Raw genomic sequence first — 17,116 nt, 5'->3', positions numbered from 1 at the left:
TCTCTCTTACTGGTTGTTCGTTTGTTTTCGAATTGACTCAATGCCCATTAGCACACGTTCTGGTGTGGCTGGCGCATCAATGTTGGGATGGATTTGATAGTCACCCACAGACGCAACCGCGTCTTTTATCGCGCACCAAGCGGCGATGCCCAGCATAAAGGGCGGCTCGCCAACGGCTTTCGAGTGGTAGACGGTATCTTCTGGGTTTTTACGGCTTTCCACCAAGGACACGCGTAAATCATTCGGCATATCTGCTATGGCGGGGATTTTATAGCTCGCCGGACCGTTTGTCATGAGGCGACCTTGTTCATTCCAAACGAGTTCTTCGCTGGTAAGCCAGCCCATACCTTGCACGAAACCGCCCTCGATCTGGCCAATGTCGATGGCCGGGTTCAGGGTGGCCCCCACATCATGAAGAATATCGGTGCGAGTAAAGTGGTATTCGCCGGTTAAGCTGTCGACCATGACTTCACAGCAGGCAAGACCGTAGGCGAAGTAATAAAATGGGCGACCTTTGGCGGTGGCGCGATCGTAATGGATCTTTGGTGTTTTATAAAACCCAGTGCTCGATAAAGAGATTTGGTTGACGTAGGCCAAGCCAATCACCGACTCGAAAGACAAATAGGTGTCACGGACCTTTACTTGACCATTATTAAACTCGATTTCCTCTAAGGACACTCGGTAATGGTTGGCCAGAAAATCCACTAAGCGTTGCTTGATGGTTAAGGCGGCATTTTGCGCCGCTTTGCCGTTTAGATCAGTACCAGAGGACGCCGCCGTAGGGGAGGTGTTTGGCACTTTCTCTGTGTTGGTGGCGCTGACTTGAATCTTATCGGTTTCCACTTGAAACACCTGAGCAACAATTTGCTGAACCTTGGTATTCAGCCCTTGGCCCATTTCAGTACCGCCGTGGTTCAAATGAATGGTGCCATCGGTGTAAATGTGGATCAGAGCGCCGGCTTGGTTCAAAAAAGAGTTGGTAAAGGAAATGCCGAACTTAACTGGGGTAAAAGCCAAGCCCTTTTTCAAAATCGGACTGCTCGCATTAAATTCTTTGATACTTTCTCTGCGTGCATAATAGTCGCTGGTGGCGAGCAGTTCCTCGGTAATCTCAGGCAGAATATTGTGCTCAACCGTTTGATGATAGGGGGTGATATTGCGATCGTTCACACCATAATAATTGAGACGGCGAACATCGAGCGGGTCTTTGCCAAGTCGGCGCGCAATGGTATCCAGCATGTCTTCTGTGGGGACCATGCCTTGCGGGCCACCAAAGCCACGATAGGCGGTATTGGAGGCTGTGTTGGTTTTGCAGCGATAGCCGGTAATGGTGGCATGTTCGAAGAAATACGCATTGTCTGCGTGAAACATGGCGCGGTCGACAATAGAGCCAGACAAATCTGGAGAATAACCACAGTTTCCGGCCAGATCCATGTTGAGGGCCAGAACCCGGCCATCATCGTCATACCCCACATCGTAACGAACATAAAATGGATGGCGTTTGCCAGTGATGGTCATGTCTTCCATGCGCGGTAGGCGCATTTTGGTAGGTCGTCCAGTGAGATGAGCAAACACAGCGCACAAACAAGCAAGTGGTGCGGCTTGGGTTTCTTTACCACCAAAGCCACCGCCCATGCGGCGCATATCTACCAATACCTTGTTCATACTAATGCCCAGCACACTGGCCACTAGCTTTTGTACTTCGGTGGGGTTTTGGGTGCTGGAATACACTATCATGCCGCCGTCTTCGGTAGGCATGACAGACGCCACTTGGGTTTCTAGGTAAAAATGCTCTTGGCCACCAATATAGAGCTCATCTTGTAGGCGGTGAGGAGCACTCGCCAGTGCTTTGGCACTGTCGCCGATTACTAACTGATGGCTTTCTTGCACAAAGTGCTGCTTTTCAAGCGCTTCTTTTACATCAAGGATGGGTGTAAGTGCTTGGTAATCTATTTTAATGGCTTTGGCTGCTTTCAGTGCCGCTTCGTGACTGTTCGCCGCCACCGCGACAATCGGCTGGCCGTAATATTCAACCAAACCATCGGCAAGCAATGGGTCGCCTTTCAGTATTGGTCCTACGTCGAGCTCCCCCGGCACATCTTGCGCGGTAATCACTCGCACAACACCAGGCATGGAAAGGCAAGCGCTGGTGTCTATGTTGAGTATCTTAGCGTGTGCGTATTCACTGGTATGAACATAGACGTGAAGCTGATTAGGGAATTCTAATTTGTCGTCTATGTATTGCGCTTCACCACTGACGTGTTTGTCACCGCTTTCGTGTTTTATACCACGACCAACACCGCTCTTTAGGTTGGCTTTAAATAAGCGCTCTAGCTCTGCTTGGCTGAGTTGTGGGGCGGAATGATTAGACATGGGCCGTTACTCGCGTGTTCAGGTAGTCTGGGTTAGACGTGGTTTCAATGAAGTATTTACGTAATAAGTTTTGTGCAACCAGCAGGCGATACTCTTTTGAGGCTCTAAAGTCGCTCAAAGGGGTAAAGTCTTGGGCAAGGGCGGCGCAAGCCGCTTCTAGCGTATCTTGCGTCCAATCTTGTCCGATTAGCGCTTGTTCACAATGGCTGGCGCGTTTCGGGATGGCGGCCATGCCACCAAAGGCAATGCGTACCGTGCTTACTGTACCCGCGCTGATCTCAATATTGATGGCGGCACACACAGCAGAGATGTCATCGTCTAGGCGTTTTGACACCTTATAGGCTTTAAAAATCGACTGTTTTGGCAGAGGGACGAGGATCTTTTCAGTAAATTCGCTTGTCTGGCGTACGGTCTTTTTGTAATCCAAGAAGTAGTCTTCGATGGCCACTTGTCGGGTTTGATTGCCTTGTCTTAATTGCAGTTGAGCGTCCAGCGCGATCAAGAGTGGCGGTGAGTCGCCAATGGGCGAAGCATTAGCAATATTGCCGCCTAACGTGCCTTGATTGCGAATTTGCAAAGACGCAAAGCGATGTAGCAGTTCACCAAAATCAGGATAATGCTTGGCCAGCAGCTGGTAACAATCCGTCAGTGGGGCGGCGGCGCCAATTTCTATCATGGTGTCGTTTTCTTCAATCTGTTTAAGTTCACTGACGTTGCCAAGGTAGATGATTTTATCAAGCGTACGGTGAAACTGAGTCACTTCCAGCGCTAAGTCCGTGCCTCCAGCCAATAAATGGGCATCAGGATGTTGCTGATAGAGGTTGGCTAATTCTTGGCTGCTGGTGGGCAGGAACACTTGATGTTTGTTGCCGGTTAAGCTTGTGTTGCTGGTTGGTTGAATCGCGTTTAGTCTCGCCAACGTCGTGGCTTCTTCAGCGTCAAACTGGTCGGCAGATGGATTGTCACAAGCCTGTTTCGCTGCTTCGTAAATAGGGCGGTAGCCGGTGCAACGGCAGAGATTACCGGCGAGGGCTTCGCTGGTTTGTGCTGGGTCGTAAAATTCCACATTTTTTTGCAAAGCAAATAACGACATCACAAAGCCGGGTGTACAAAAGCCACACTGGGAACCATGGCAATCGGCCATGGCTTGCTGAGTGCTATGTAAGCCTTGCGGCTGTTTTAAATCTTCTACTGTGATCAGCTGCTTACCATGCAAAGCGGAGACAAACGTTAGGCATGCGTTAACGCTGCGATAGCGAATGGTAGCGCCCACAGGCTCTGCTAATACCACGCTGCATGCACCGCAGTCACCGGAAGCACAACCTTCTTTGGTACCGGTTTTGTGAACTTCATTACGCAGGTAATTCAGTACCGTCAAATTTGGGTCTAGGTTGTCTTCTTGGCGAAGTTCCTGATTCAGTAAGAATTGAATCACTCTTGTCTCTCCTGAAAGTCGTCTGCTTGGTGCGTTACTGAGCAAGTTAATGAGCCTATTGTTGTATCATATTGTCGTTTTCAGTGGCTGCTTTTTATGCGCCGATAAAGCGTGAGAACCGTGGCATAATGCGGGTGTTCAGGGGCTTATCAGGCGGTTTAAATAGGCGTTATCAATAAAACATTGACCGATCGGTTATGTTTTGTCAAACCTTTCAAGAGGTTTTATTTTTTTGCCCTAAAATGGGTGGCTGAGCAGATTATTATGGTGCGCCACACAGTGCTTGGCAGTGGCATGCTTACCTTTGCCAAGTGACGGCGCGTGCGCGCTTAGGTAATAGGGGGGAAGGGCTCGGTTAATCTCCAAATGCAGCGCTGGGTTGAGGCCATATATAGCCTTTAAAAACGCAGCGGGTTAGTCGATTAACCTTGTTTTTTGTTACGCCATGATGCCAGTGACGCACCAAAAAGTACCAATAAAACACCGCAGCCATCGGCCACAAAGTCAGCCCATTCACCATGGCGATTGACACTGGGCTGGATTAACTCAATCGCGCCGCCCCAGAGAAATATCATTAGCGCCATTATGAAAAAGCGTCGTCGTGGGCCGAAAACGCACAATAATGACCAGCCAGCAAAGCCTAGGACGTGATGCAATTTATCAGAACCTGCCACCGCAGGTAGCTGCTCCATTGGTGTCAGTGTCACTAGGCTAATCAACAACCAGCCGCCGACAAAGCCAATCAGTTGAGCGATGGGCGATTGCCAGAAAGGCGGTGATGGTTGCGGCATAATAGGTGGGCCTTAGTTAATCAGCGCAGAATGCGAGCGCGAATATTACGGCCTTTGATTTTCTTGTTTTCCAATTCTTTGACGACGCGTTTCGCTTCTTTGCCATCAACGGAAACATAAGCCTGAAAATCAAAGATGTCGATTTTACCGACTTGAGATTTATCCAAACCAATACCCGCCGTTAATGCACCCAAGATATCACCAGGGCGTAGCTTGTTTTTGCGGCCGGCATCAAACGCGATAGTGGCTTTATTCGGCACTAGGCGGTAACTCGTGTCTATGGCATCTAGCTCAATGTAATTGGCTTTGATGTCAAAGCGAGTCTCGATATCGCGAATTTTATAGTCGTCTTTCGAGGTGACAAGGTTAACCGCAATACCAGAGGCGCCAGCACGACCAGTTCGGCCAATTCGGTGAGTGTGAACATCGGTGTCACGAGTGGTGTCGTAGTTGACGACCAAGTCGACTTCTTTCACGTCGATACCACGGGCGGCGACATCGGTAGCGACCAGTACACAACTACTTTGGTTACTAAAGCGCACGAGCACTTGGTCGCGTTGCTTCTGTTCTAAATCACCGTGAATCGCTTGGGCGGCGACCTTGTGTTCGCTTAACCAATCGGCGACATTTTGCGATTCAATTTTAGTGTTACAGAAAACAATCACTTGGCGTGGATCAAAGTGCTGTAGTGTCGCAAGTAGTGTTTCGCACTTAGCGGCATTTTCACTGCGAATGAAAAATTGCTCAATATTGGGTTTCAGGTCTTCCTGAGCTTCCACTTTGACCGTAACGGGTTTGTTTTGGAATTCGGCACTTAGTGCTTCAATGGTGTCCCCGTAGGTAGCAGAGAAGAGCAGTGTTTGGCGATTGCTTGGTGTGAGTTCAACCACTTCACGGATACTGTCTACAAAGCCCATGTCCAACATGCGATCTGCTTCATCCAACACTAGAGTGCTCAGGGCATTAAGTTTAAGGGTGCCTTTGCGCAAGTGCTCCATTAAACGACCAGGAGTGCCGACCACAATGTGGGCGCCATGTTCTAGAGAACCGATTTGTGGGCCAAATGGCATGCCACCACATAAGCTCAATACCTTAATGTTTTCTAGGAAGCGCGCTACTTTACGAATTTCTTTGGAGACTTGATCCGCTAATTCGCGCGTTGGGCACATGACGAGTGCTTGCACGCCAAAGTAACGAGGATTGATTTTTAGTAACAAGCCAATTGCAAAAGCCAGTGTTTTTCCGCTCCCTGTTTGAGCTTGAGCTAGAATGTCTTTGCCATCAATAATGGCAGGAAGACTTTGCTCTTGAATAGGCGTAAATGCCGTAAACCCCATGTCTTTTAATAGTGAGGTTAGTTTTGTTGGTAAGGCAATGTCTGAGGAGAGAGAAAACTGGGTCACGAAAGGCCTGTATAGATTCAAATAAATAAGCCCTAAGAATAACAGAAAAGCATTTTTGTTGTTGGTTTTTGTAAATAATGGGGTGTTTCATTTGTGCATTTTAAGTAAAGTTACCGATAATATAGAAAGTTATTGTTTTAATAGGGAATGCGTTTTTGAATGAACCTGTGGATCACCCCGTGAATTGGTTAGCTGCTTCGACAAGACCTTATGCAAAAAACGCTTATCTTATCGTTTTCCTGATGGTTTTTTTATGTGGTGTTGTGACGTGTTTGGCGCTTTATCACGAAGAGAAACAGCATATTTTAGCGGATGAACGTATTGCAGGAGAGCAGTTCGTTACGCAATTAAAAGACGCATTAAACAGTTATGGCAAAGAAATTGTTTCCCTTTCTGTGATGCTTCAAGCGATCGATGAGCCCTTGACCTACCAAGTATTTAAGCGTGCTAGCGAACAATATGAATCCACAGAAAAAAACGCCAGTCTGCGATTGTTTTTTTCACAATATGTCCCAGCCTACCATCGTAATGACTACCTTGAACAACAACGCAGCCTAGTGGGTCAATCGGGCTTTACCATCACCCCAGCGGGTGAGCGCGCAGAATATTTGCCATTAACGTTTGGTTATCCTTTCCTCAGTCACCCAGGTTTTGACACCTTATCGGATGAAGCGGTTAATCTTGCCGGGCTGAAGCGCTTACGTACTCAGAAGAGTTTGGAAATGTCGCCACCACTGTCTTCGACTGTCGATGGCAAGGTGCAAAGCCTGGATAAGTTTGCATTGCGTTACCCTGTGTATTTGCCCTTGGACAATCTCAATGGTCGGATCACTGATGAACGAGGGTTTTATGGGGTCGTCGGAGTGGTCTTTGATGTCAGTGGCTTAAAGGCGCAATTAGCAACTCAGAGTGAGCGCAACTTTTCGTATCGCTTGGCTGAGGTGACCCATGACCCACAACACCCAGTTTGGTTTGCGGATTCCAGTCAGCACGACAACATTCATCCTAATCATGAAATATACTGGCGTCCTGGTACCTATCATTCACAAGTTGTGCACTTTGCGGGTTGTAATTGGCGTGTTGATACCCGTTACAGTGCAACACTCATCAGTATGGTGAACTGGGGCTTGATTCTTTCCGCTTTTATTGTTTTTAGTGTCTTGGCGGTGTTGCTAAGTGCGTATGTACGAATGCTCAGTAATGCGTATAACCAAACATTGCGTTTGGCGAAAGATCAAATTGAAGTGGATGAATTAACTGGGCTATTCAGTCGCTACAAAATTCAAAGAGAGTTGGATGAGGCGATCGAGGATTGTCAGCAAAAAAACTTTAAATTGGCGACTTTCTTTTTGGATCTCGATTGTTTTAAAACCATTAATGATGCGTTTGGGCACGAAACGGGCGATAAACTTTTAATCAAAGTGGCACAGCGGTTAAAGTCAGTATTCCCAGACGAAGCCATCATTGGTCGACTAGGAGGCGATGAATTTCTCGTGTTGTTAGCGTTAAGGGAGCATGAGAAAAGCATTTATCTAGAAGGTTTGTGTCGCGAAGTTATTTTGCAGATCAGCCAAAGCTATTTTATTGACGGTCGTACGTTAAATATTGGTTGTTCGATTGGTGTGGCGTTGCACCCTAATTATGGTTTGAATGCAGAGACGTTAGTGAAAAACGCCGACATGGCCATGTATGAGGCAAAAACGGCAGGCCGAGGCACCTATTATTTCTATGACGAAGAAATGGGGGCACGCTTATCTCGGAATGTACGCATCGAAACGCGTTTGCGTCAGGCCCTACAAGAAGATGTATTGCAATTGTATTTTCAGCCAAAGGTGGATTTGAAAACGCAAAAATGTGTTGGACTGGAGGCTCTGTTACGCTGGGACGACAGTGAACTGGGGCGTGTCTCACCGGCTGAATTTATTCCTGTTGCTGAGCAAACCGGCATTATCTTAACCTTGGGCGAGTGGGTGATAGAGCGGGCTTGTAAACACATTGTTGAATGGCGAGAAGAAGGGGTTCAGGTGCCTCCGGTTGCGGTTAACTGCTCGGCAGCTCAGTTAAAACGACCTAATTTCTTATCTCATATATTGAGTTTGTTGGATAAATACAAAGTAGATCCAAGCATGCTCGAGATTGAGGTGACCGAGTCCATGCTCATTGAAGATGCCGAAAGCTGTGCAGAATTATTAAGACAAGTCAGCCAGTTGGGTATGAAGTTGGCCATTGACGACTTTGGTACCGGTTATTCTAGTTTGAGCTACCTGAAAGACTTACCATTTGATTATGTGAAAATTGATCAGGTGTTTATCCACGATATTATGGAAGACAATGATCACGATGTGCTCACCAGAGCCATCATTAATCTATCCCATGAGCTGAATCTAAAGGTGATTGCAGAGGGCATCACACGCCCTGACCAGTTAGAACGCTTGAAAGGCTACGGTTGTGATGTGGGGCAAGGGTATTTGTTTAGTGAGGCGTTAGGGGCAAACTCTATGGCCAGCGACCCAATGATAATGGCCCTTTGTGAGCAATCCAGAAGCGCTAGTCATCAAGACAAGGATTAATAGGCAAAGACGCTTCTTTGCGGCCAAGATAACCTGCATTGTCCTTGTTGTACTTGGTGGTGATAAACAGGCTAGCTGGGGCCTATAGCTCATTGTCTGCTTAGGGGCTACTGTGTGAATCAGCCTAATCTGAGCCTGTGCGACAGCACTATCTGTACTAAAAAAGCCAAGCCAGCAATTCTTGCTGACTTGGCTTTTGGCCGTTAAGTAGGCTGCTGGTGCATCAATTCAACTTATTCGCTTTTGAATCGGCGATAAAGTCTAAGATTGCCCAGGCACTTGCTTTAGGGTTCTCTATATGTGAGAAATGCACGGCGTTAGGAATAATGGCAAAACGGTCAAAACGTGCGTCCTTTAATGTCTGTAGCGTTTGGTAAGTACCGTTGTCGTGATCAGTAACATACTTGTTCCAGTTCTCTTTCCAAACAGGGGCATTGGGTGATTGGTAAACCGTATTTGGGTTTAGGTTAACAATTTCACCTTTATACCAGTTGTATTTACCGAACCACGGCTGTTCAGAGACTTGATGTGATAAATAGCCAAGTTTTCCGGGGAGATCTGCGAATTTGTAGGTTTGCGTTTTCTCATCCACCAGTTTTGCTCCTGGCACATCTTTGGCCGCAATCAGTTCATCGCCGCCCTGAAAATGCATCAAAGGGAAATGGGTGTTAACAATAGAATGAGTGTTGTTTGGATCGTTGCGTTGTTCGATCTCGTATTCAAGCTTAGATTGGCGGAACATTTCACGGGTAATGCGCAAATAGTGGTCTGGTCTATTTGCCATATCACGTATTGCTGTGAAGCGTTTACCTAGTTCTGAATCCGGCTCAGCTAATGCCGCGACTCTTGTAAAGCTTGGTGTCGAAAGGGCAAAAGGGTAACTCTCGTCAAAAATCTTTTTCAGAGCTGGCGCAGCGCCTTCAGTGGCAAAGATGCTGTGTGGAGGGCCAATAAAGATGCCTTCATGACCTAGGCTTTCCCATTTTTTATCAAAGCGTCTCCATGCCTGTGAGCCGCGGGAATAGGATAAGGCGAGTTCTGGGTGTTCACCTAACATATAATCGGTGATGACTGCTCCGCGGTCATGGCCTACGAAATGTGCTTTCTCTATACCAAGGCCGCCACGAATAATTGAGTAATAGGCTTTTGCTTGATTTTCGTGATCGTAACGCGGATCAACTGGAACACGACCTTTGTACTCTATTGTTTTGCCGGTTTTAAGATCTTGGCCATTGTACTCAGCATACTTGGTTTTATAGTCCGGAGCGCTGCTGTAGTTCGGAACGGCATAATCTTCTAAAAATGGTACATGAACTAAGATGTAACGGTACTTGCCGCCATCAGGGTGATGCATCATTTCATCGACCAGCCAGCGTGCAGCCGGTAAATCATCTTCTGGGTATCCCGTCATGATAATCACGGGTTCTCCGTCGGGGTTGCCAGCAAAAGCAACGCGATGAGCATAGCCATCGACCACGACATAATCGACTTTGAACTGGGTATCTCCCACTGCTGGGATGGTATAACCTGGATCAGGGGTGCCAATGGCTGCGGACACCAAAGGCGCTTGTAAGCAGCTTAATAATAGCGTTGCAGCAAACAGTTTGGATTTCATGGTGGGTTTTTCTCCATCAAATTTAGTGATTAACGTTGGTTGAAGTGATGGTTGAAATGTACGTGCTCTAGGGGGCTTTGATAATGCTCTAGGGTTCATGAACCTTGCTCAATCGTTCAAACCTCAGTCTGTGAAAATGTCACTCTCGATTCCTATCACTCATCGTTCTAACCTTCTGCTCTAGCGTTCATAAAGCGCTGTTGCGTCTGGTCACCCTGATCTGCGAGCAATATATTTGAGCAATCATAATGAGGGTAAAACGATGGAAAAAGACATTATCTACGTTGGGGATCCAATGTGTTCTTGGTGCTTTGGCTTTTCTGAAGTCAAACATAAGCTTATTCAGCAATGTAAAGGCAGGGCTAATATTCGTTTTATTGCAGGTGGGCTGTACCCGGATAGAACGGACAAACCTGATGAAAAGTATCGGCACTTCTTGCAAGAGCATTGGGTAAAAATTGGCAAGTTGACAGGGCAGCGATTTGCTTTGGAAATACTGTCAAGGGAAGACCTTATGTATAACACGGAACTACCGTGTCGTGCTGTGGTTAGCGTTCGGGAGATGGAAGGCGATGAGGTAGCGTTAGATTTTTTCACACACTTACAAAAGGCGTTTTATTCAGAAGGTGTGTGCATTTCTAATGATGCTGCATTGATTGAGCTGGCGCGGTGCTTTGGTTTGGACAAAGAGCGCTTTTCCGCTTTGTACTTCTCTGATGCAATGAAGCAGCAGACACGGGCTGATTTTGCTTTCTCTCAACGACTTGGTGTCACAGGGTTTCCTACCGTGGTGGTGAAGGATCGAGCAGGTTATGCCTATTTGACGGTTGGTTATCAACCTTATGAACAATTGCAGGCATTGCTTGAAGCTTGGTTGAGCGACCAGCTTCCAGAGCAACACTCAGGCGATGTTCCTGAGCCTGTCGAGTCTTGTATTTTTCAACAAAGTGAGAGGTGAATCATCATGCTTATTAACGGACAATGGACTCAGGATTGGTCTCCATCCGATAACAAAGACAGTAAAGGTAGATATATTAGGCAGTTGGCTGGGTTCCGTAATTGGATCACCGCGACTGGCATAGCTGGTCCAACAGGGGAGCAAGGGTTTGTTGCTGAACAAGGCCGCTATCATTTATATGCTGCCTATAATTGCCCTTGGGCATCGCGAGCATTGACCGTGTTATACCTAAAGGGGTTGGAAGACTGTATTTCCGTGACATTTGTGAACCCAAAAATTACCGATCAAGGTTGGAAATTCGAAGGCTTCCCTTTGTGTGAGAAGGAGCCATTATATGGTTTTGATTTCCTGCACCAGGTGTATACAAAATCTGATCAACAGTACAGTGGTCGAGTCACAGTGCCAGTATTATGGGATAAAAAGAACCAGTGTATTGTCAGTAATGAATCCGCCGATATTATTCGTATGTTTAATTCGGCGTTCAACGAAGTGACAGGCAGTGAACTTGACCTTTATCCAGAGGACCTGAGAGAAGAAATAGACGCTCTAAACAAGGCGGTATATCAAAACCTGAATAATGGGGTATATAAGGCGGGGTTCGCTACGACTCAGTCAGCCTATGAAGAAGCCTATCATGCGGTTTTTGCGCAGCTTGATGCCCTTGAGTCGCGGTTGTCTGATGGGCGGAGTTTTCTGTTTGGAGAAAGGCTTACAGAGACGGATATTTGTGCATTTGTGACCTTAATTCGTTTTGATGAAGTTTACCATGGGCTGTTTAAGTGCAATCGTAATCTGCTTGCTCAGATGCCATATCTGTCAGCTTATACCCGCCGAATTTATGCCTTGCCAAAAATACATCAAACGGTCAAATTTAAGCATATTAAACATCATTATTATGGGATTAAAGCGCTGAACCCAAATGGGGTGATTCCATTGGGGCCAGAGGGATTTGCAAAGAAAGAGTGAGAATAGAAAATGCGGATTGTTTAGCCGAATAGGAAGCTATCACTGACGGTGGTGAGTGGCAGCTTCGGTTAATGCTTTTTCGATATTTATCAGCCATTCTCGATATTGAGGGCTTAAGTGCTTGTCGCCAGAGGCCGTTTGCCAAGCGCCATAGAGTTTATCTTTATGGTCATTCTCAATATCAATATAGGCGCTTTTCAATGCATCAATCGCCTCAGGCTTAATACCAAGAGTGCTTAGAGAAAGGCTGCCTAATTCTAGGGCAGAATAAAAGGTCTCACAGACTATCACATCCGCCCCTTTTGCTTTCTGATAATAATGACTCCGATCAAATGCCCGTGTAATGACCTTAATGTCTGGATACATTTGTTTGACATGGCTGACTAGTTGAGTGGTGCTGACTTTGTCATCGATTGCAATCACAAGTGCAGTCGCTTGCTCTATACCAGCCGTGCGTAATAGGTGTGGGCTGGTAACATCGCCAAAATAACTTCTCACATTTTTCATCCGCATCGCGTCGATTTGGGCTATCTGGTAGTCAATGGTAACCGTAGTGATGCCGCTTGCTCTAAGCATTCTATTGACAACCTGACCAAAGCGACCGATACCTGCAACAATGACTTGGCCTGTTTCATCAAAATTGGCTGGCTGCTGATTTGATGAGGTTTGGTAACTGGGGAGTATAACTTTGTCGTATGCAATAAAAGAGAAGTGGGGTAAGCAGCATTGTCATGCTAACCACGAGCGCCAGGGTTTCAGTAAGGGAGGTTGGCAGAACGTGTCTTTGCTCTGCAAAGCTCAGCAGTACAAAACCAAACTCACCTACCTGTGAAAGGCTTAAGGCACTGAGCCAAGCCCCAAGCGTTTAGCCAATGGCACAATGAGGACAGTCACGCAAAGGTAAAGGGTGATCTGCAGGAATAGGGTGGTCATGATTTTCCATGTTCAACAAATATAAAAAGAAAACCGCTTACTAAGGTAAGCGGCCAGCATAAGGTTTAACGAGTTTGGCTTGCGAAGGGTTTCGGTAATGACTTGAAATAGAGTGCGAACTGTATGGCGCTAATGCACAGAAAAACCGTGCTATAAACGACTAGAGCGGCAATTGGCGCGGGTCTAACGAAGAACTCATGCAGCAGTGCCACTACCAAGGTGCCAGTGAGTACGAGATAACTTACGTAGGTTGCGATGGCTTTTTTGGCTGTCTCTTGAATAAAGATAATGCAGACCATCATCAGCGCGATAAAGACTTCAAGCCCACCGACAAAGTACATGTACACAGTGGCATCCACTGGGAGTACCTCACTGAACTGTTTGAATGCTTTGACACTGACGTCATAGCTGTTCAGTTTTGGCAGACCAAACTTCAACATAAAGATTGCACTGCAAACATTAAGAAGATTGCTAAATAACTTTTTCATAGAGTGAATACCTTTTAGGTCATGTTGTTCTGTCTTTTTATCGCAAAAGACAAATGGGAAGAGGGGGCAAATATTTCAGTGACAGCAATGAAACGTTTTTCGCCTGAAAAAAAGCACATTTATACTCAGCGGTTGATGTTCTAATGGCGGCATCCCTCTGTTGTTTGGTAACAGCGGAGGGCAGTTATCATGTTTTGCGGTGGTGGCTTGCGTCATCTAATAGGACCGCTTGTCGCTACAATCTCTTGAGAGTTCATCATTTAACGCTCCGTGATGTCATGTTAGTCATGATTGTTGCTGTCTAGGGAGGCAAATTTACACGGCTTTATTGGTGACGATAATGCTCAGGAGTTCGTTTAGTCTGCTTCATCGTTCAATTTATCAAAGGGCGGCTTATCCCTTGGTGAAGGGAACTTAGGAGCCATTAGACGAGAGCCTCTGTTAGGCATCACGCATGTTGCCCCATTAGAGCTACGAAGTGCTTTGCTTGTTGCTGCCCCCGTAGGGTGGCAGTCGACAGTGGGTCAGGGCGCAGGATCTGGCTTAAAGGTATGGCAATAGCGGTAAAGGAGGCGCGGGTTAACAGAAAAGTCAGGCCAAATGACTTCATGCCTTGCTAGGTTAGGTCATTTTTTCTTTTAGGCTATTCCAAAGTTGATTTAGATTAGGGCTTTGATTTAAGCGCGAGCGATAAAGGCGTATTTCCAGTGGAATATGCCAATTCTCTTCACCGGCCAGTGCCACTTTTCCATAGTTTAATGTGTCTGACAGCAGTCTTTTAGGTACCCATCCAAGGCCGTAGCCTTCTTTTATCATGGCTTTAACGCTAATGGAGTGATAGTTCTCGTTGAGGGTTTGCAGCTGAGGAACTTCTCGCTGACGTTGTAAGTGATGGTTGATAATGGGCTGTAAAAAAGAGTTTTCGTAATAAGCAATATAAGGCAAGGGTTTGCGCTTCATGCCGGGTAAGGAAAATTTCGGCTCGCCATTTTCGTCCGTTGCACTGCAAGGCAGAAGGGTTTCTTCACCAATCACTAGGTAATCAAACTGCTCTTCATCTAAAGTGCGAATAAAGTTAATTGCAGGGTGCCAATAGCACAGCATTAAATCGCATTGTTGATTGACGAGTGCATTGACAAAATCGATGCCGAGCCAAGAACTCGACTTCATGTTTACGTCCATGTCCATATCGATATGTTGGCAGAAAGGCTCCAAGGTTTCTTTATAAAAGCTGAGGAATAGAGACTGGGATGAAATGAATCGAACCTGTGATTCTGCCTGTTTACGGATTTCTTGGCAGCGTTCTTTGGTGTCCCTTAATTGTCTGGTGATCATTTCTGCACTTTGCAAAAACACTTCACCTGCCGGGGTCAGCGACAAGGGGAGTGTGTTGCGGTCTATTAAGGTGACACGCATTTCTTCTTCCAACAATTTAATGCGTCGGCTAAATGTTGGCTGGGTGACGTTTTGCTCGTCCGCGGCTCTTGAAAAGTGCCGTGTTTTTGCCAGCGCAATAAAGTCTTCAAGCCATCTTATTTCCATGTGGCCTCCCTATTTAAACGTCCTTGTTTCATAACCGGCCCTCATCCACGGCGTGGCAAGCTACTGAACTGTTGTCTGGCTGGCGAATCATGTCTGGTGACTCGGCATAGCAGCGTGGGTTGGCGTATGGGCAGCGAGCTTGGAATACACAACCGATCGGCTTGTCCATTTGGGTAGGGACTTCGCCCATCAAACGGATCGGCTGAGTGGTGTTGTTATCCAAGCGTGGGATAGCCGACAGTAGCGCTTGGGTGTAGGGGTGTTTAGGCGCGCTAAAGAGGGTTTTTGTGCTCGCCAACTCACAAACTCGACCTAGGTACATAACCGCCACGCGAGTGGCAAAGTGCTCTACCACAGCCAGGTCATGGGTGATAAATAAATAGGTTAAATTGTGCTCTTCTTGCTTGTCCATCATTAGGTTCAATACTTGTGCTTGTACTGAAACATCAAGGGCAGAAAGTGGTTCGTCAGCAATAATGAAGTCAGGTTCTACCGACAGCGCACGAGCTAGGCTAATGCGCTGACGTTGGCCGCCAGAGAATTCATGGGGGTAATGGTCCATGTTGCTTGGAGCAATACCGACGGACTCTAGCAGTGGTCGAATTTTCTCTTCTACTTGCTTAGCCGACAATTGTGGGTTGTGGAATGCAATGGGTTCACTCAAGGTTTGGTAAACCGTCATTCTTGGGTTAAGCGAGGCGTAGGGGTTTTGAAAAACCATCTGCATACGGCGCCGAAACAACATCCGCTGGCGATCATTAAGGTGATCGATGCGTTGATCTTGGTAATGCACCTCGCCTTTGCTGGGGGCTGTGAGGCCCATTAGGACTCGCGCTAGGGTGGATTTACCGCAGCCAGTCTCGCCGACAACGCACAGGGTTTCCCCCTGGTTGATGGTCAAGTTAACGCCGTTTAATGCATGGACCTTGTCTTTTTTTCGTCTCAGTTTGCCACGGTCAATACGCCATTGGCTAAACCAGCTTTGGTTACTGGCAAAGGCTTTTTCAAGGTGACTAATTTGGATCAAAGGAGTGGCCATCTAGTCAATCTCCTCATCGTAGTCAGAATTTGTATCGGTAAGCATGTCTTCCACCATAAAGCAGGCCACCGTAGAGACGCCGCTATTAATAAAGCCAGGTTGCTGCTGGCGGCATTGGTCTGTGGCATAAGGGCAGCGAGGGTGAAAAGCACAACCTGTAGGCCGTTCATTTAACGGTGGCATGCTGCCAACTATCTGATTCAAACGCTGACCTGGTAGGGCCATTTGGGGTAAGGCGTTAAGCAGACCTTGTGTATAGGGGTGCTGCGGGTCGTTGATGATTTCAAGGGTTGGACCTTCTTCCACGACGCGGCCGGCGTACATCACAATGGTGCGTTCAGCGATGCGCGACACGACACCTAAGTCGTGGCTGATTAACAGCAATGCCATGCTGTTATTGCGACAGATGTCGAGCAGCAACTGGATGATTTCAGCTTGGATGGTCACATCCAAAGCGGTGGTGGGTTCATCGGCAATAATGATATCTGGGTTGAGCAGCAAGACAGTGGCAATAATAACCCGTTGGCGCATGCCGCCGGATAGCTCATGGGGATACTGGTGAAAGCGTTTTTCAGGAGAGGCGATTTGCACGCTATGAAGTTTTTCAATGGCAATGTTTTTCGCGTCTTTAAAAGAAATGCGAGTGTGGCTACGAATCGCCTCGACCAGCTGAGCACCAATGGTCAGCACTGGGTTCAGCGTCATCATCGGGTCTTGGAAAATCATTGCGATGCGCTTGCCACGAACTTCTTGAAGTTGAGGTCGTGTCATCTTGGTGATTTCTTTATTATCCAGCTTGATAGATCCAGATTTGATATAGCCTGGTTTGTCGATCAGATTAACAATCGAAAAGCCTAACACGGATTTTCCGGCACCGGACTCGCCAACGATTGCAACCCGTTCGCCGCGGTTCAAGGTAAAGCTGACATCTATCAAGGCAGCTAAGTCTTGGCCTTTTAAATGAAAGTTTACATTTAGGTTACTGACGCTCAATAAATTCATA

At 46.9% G+C, this 17,116-nt stretch carries 13 protein-coding genes; 3 read left to right on the top strand and 10 right to left on the bottom strand.

The window, feature by feature from the left end; genetic code table 11:
- Positions 1-6: 6 nt before the first annotated feature.
- From xdhB to dbpA, 4 genes are all read right to left on the bottom strand, one after another.
- Entirely contained in the window at positions 7-2,373 is a 2,367-nt protein-coding gene (gene xdhB / locus DFP81_RS00540; RefSeq protein WP_115895813.1) for a xanthine dehydrogenase molybdopterin binding subunit, read from the bottom strand.
- The gene (gene xdhA, locus DFP81_RS00535) at positions 2,366-3,808 is read right to left on the bottom strand and encodes a xanthine dehydrogenase small subunit (protein WP_115895812.1); all 1,443 of its coding nucleotides are present in this window, start codon (positions 3,806-3,808) and stop codon (positions 2,366-2,368) included. The genes xdhB and xdhA overlap by 8 nt, the downstream gene beginning before the upstream one ends.
- 422 nt (positions 3,809-4,230) lie before the next feature.
- Positions 4,231-4,599 (bottom strand): VanZ family protein, encoded by a 369-nt coding sequence (locus tag DFP81_RS00530; protein ID WP_115895811.1) that lies wholly within the window; start codon positions 4,597-4,599, stop codon positions 4,231-4,233.
- Positions 4,600-4,619: 20 nt separating this feature from the next.
- The gene (gene dbpA, locus DFP81_RS00525; protein ID WP_115895810.1) at positions 4,620-6,002 is read right to left on the bottom strand and encodes an ATP-dependent RNA helicase DbpA; all 1,383 of its coding nucleotides are present in this window, start codon (positions 6,000-6,002) and stop codon (positions 4,620-4,622) included.
- A 179-nt stretch (positions 6,003-6,181) separates the two neighbouring features.
- Between dbpA and DFP81_RS00520 the strand changes: the two genes are divergently transcribed.
- Positions 6,182-8,572, top strand: coding sequence for a bifunctional diguanylate cyclase/phosphodiesterase (locus DFP81_RS00520; RefSeq protein WP_181903015.1), 2,391 nt, complete (start codon positions 6,182-6,184; stop codon positions 8,570-8,572).
- Positions 8,573-8,795: 223 nt separating this feature from the next.
- On the opposite strand, the gene DFP81_RS00515 is transcribed toward DFP81_RS00520, so the two are convergent.
- Positions 8,796-10,187 (bottom strand): valine--tRNA ligase, encoded by a 1,392-nt coding sequence (locus DFP81_RS00515; RefSeq protein ID WP_115895808.1) that lies wholly within the window; start codon positions 10,185-10,187, stop codon positions 8,796-8,798.
- A 262-nt stretch (positions 10,188-10,449) separates the two neighbouring features.
- On the opposite strand from DFP81_RS00515, the gene DFP81_RS00510 reads away from it, so the two are divergent.
- Both DFP81_RS00510 and DFP81_RS00505 read left to right on the top strand, forming a co-directional pair.
- A complete protein-coding gene (locus DFP81_RS00510; protein WP_115895807.1) occupies positions 10,450-11,145 on the top strand; it encodes a DsbA family protein in 696 nt (231 codons plus the stop codon).
- 6 nt (positions 11,146-11,151) lie between these two features.
- Entirely contained in the window at positions 11,152-12,111 is a 960-nt protein-coding gene (locus DFP81_RS00505; RefSeq protein ID WP_115895806.1) for a glutathione S-transferase family protein, read from the top strand.
- 39 nt (positions 12,112-12,150) lie between these two features.
- On the opposite strand, the gene DFP81_RS00500 is transcribed toward DFP81_RS00505, so the two are convergent.
- From DFP81_RS00500 to DFP81_RS00480, 5 genes are all read right to left on the bottom strand, one after another.
- Positions 12,151-12,729 carry an NAD-binding protein gene (locus tag DFP81_RS00500; RefSeq protein WP_281272009.1) on the bottom strand — a complete coding sequence of 193 codons (579 nt, stop codon included), beginning with the start codon at positions 12,727-12,729 and terminating at the stop codon, positions 12,151-12,153.
- Between the two features lie 380 nt (positions 12,730-13,109).
- Positions 13,110-13,532: a hypothetical protein gene (locus tag DFP81_RS00495; RefSeq protein ID WP_115895804.1), complete on the bottom strand. Its 423-nt coding sequence runs from the start codon at positions 13,530-13,532 to the stop codon at positions 13,110-13,112.
- 621 nt (positions 13,533-14,153) lie between these two features.
- Positions 14,154-15,074, bottom strand: a complete 921-nt coding sequence (locus DFP81_RS00490; protein ID WP_115895803.1) for a LysR family transcriptional regulator — start codon at positions 15,072-15,074, stop codon at positions 14,154-14,156.
- A gap of 28 nt (positions 15,075-15,102) precedes the next feature.
- Positions 15,103-16,113: an ABC transporter ATP-binding protein gene (locus tag DFP81_RS00485; protein ID WP_115895802.1), complete on the bottom strand. Its 1,011-nt coding sequence runs from the start codon at positions 16,111-16,113 to the stop codon at positions 15,103-15,105.
- The gene (locus DFP81_RS00480; protein WP_115895801.1) at positions 16,114-17,115 is read right to left on the bottom strand and encodes an ABC transporter ATP-binding protein; all 1,002 of its coding nucleotides are present in this window, start codon (positions 17,113-17,115) and stop codon (positions 16,114-16,116) included. It abuts the gene before it with no gap.
- Between the last annotated feature and the right edge of the window lies 1 nt (position 17,116).

This window comes from Marinomonas pollencensis (assembly GCF_003387375.1).
Lineage (GTDB): Bacteria > Pseudomonadota > Gammaproteobacteria > Pseudomonadales > Marinomonadaceae > Marinomonas > Marinomonas pollencensis.
The sequence above is the reverse complement of the archived record's forward strand: the minus strand, read 5'-3'. Positions and strand labels throughout refer to the sequence as shown.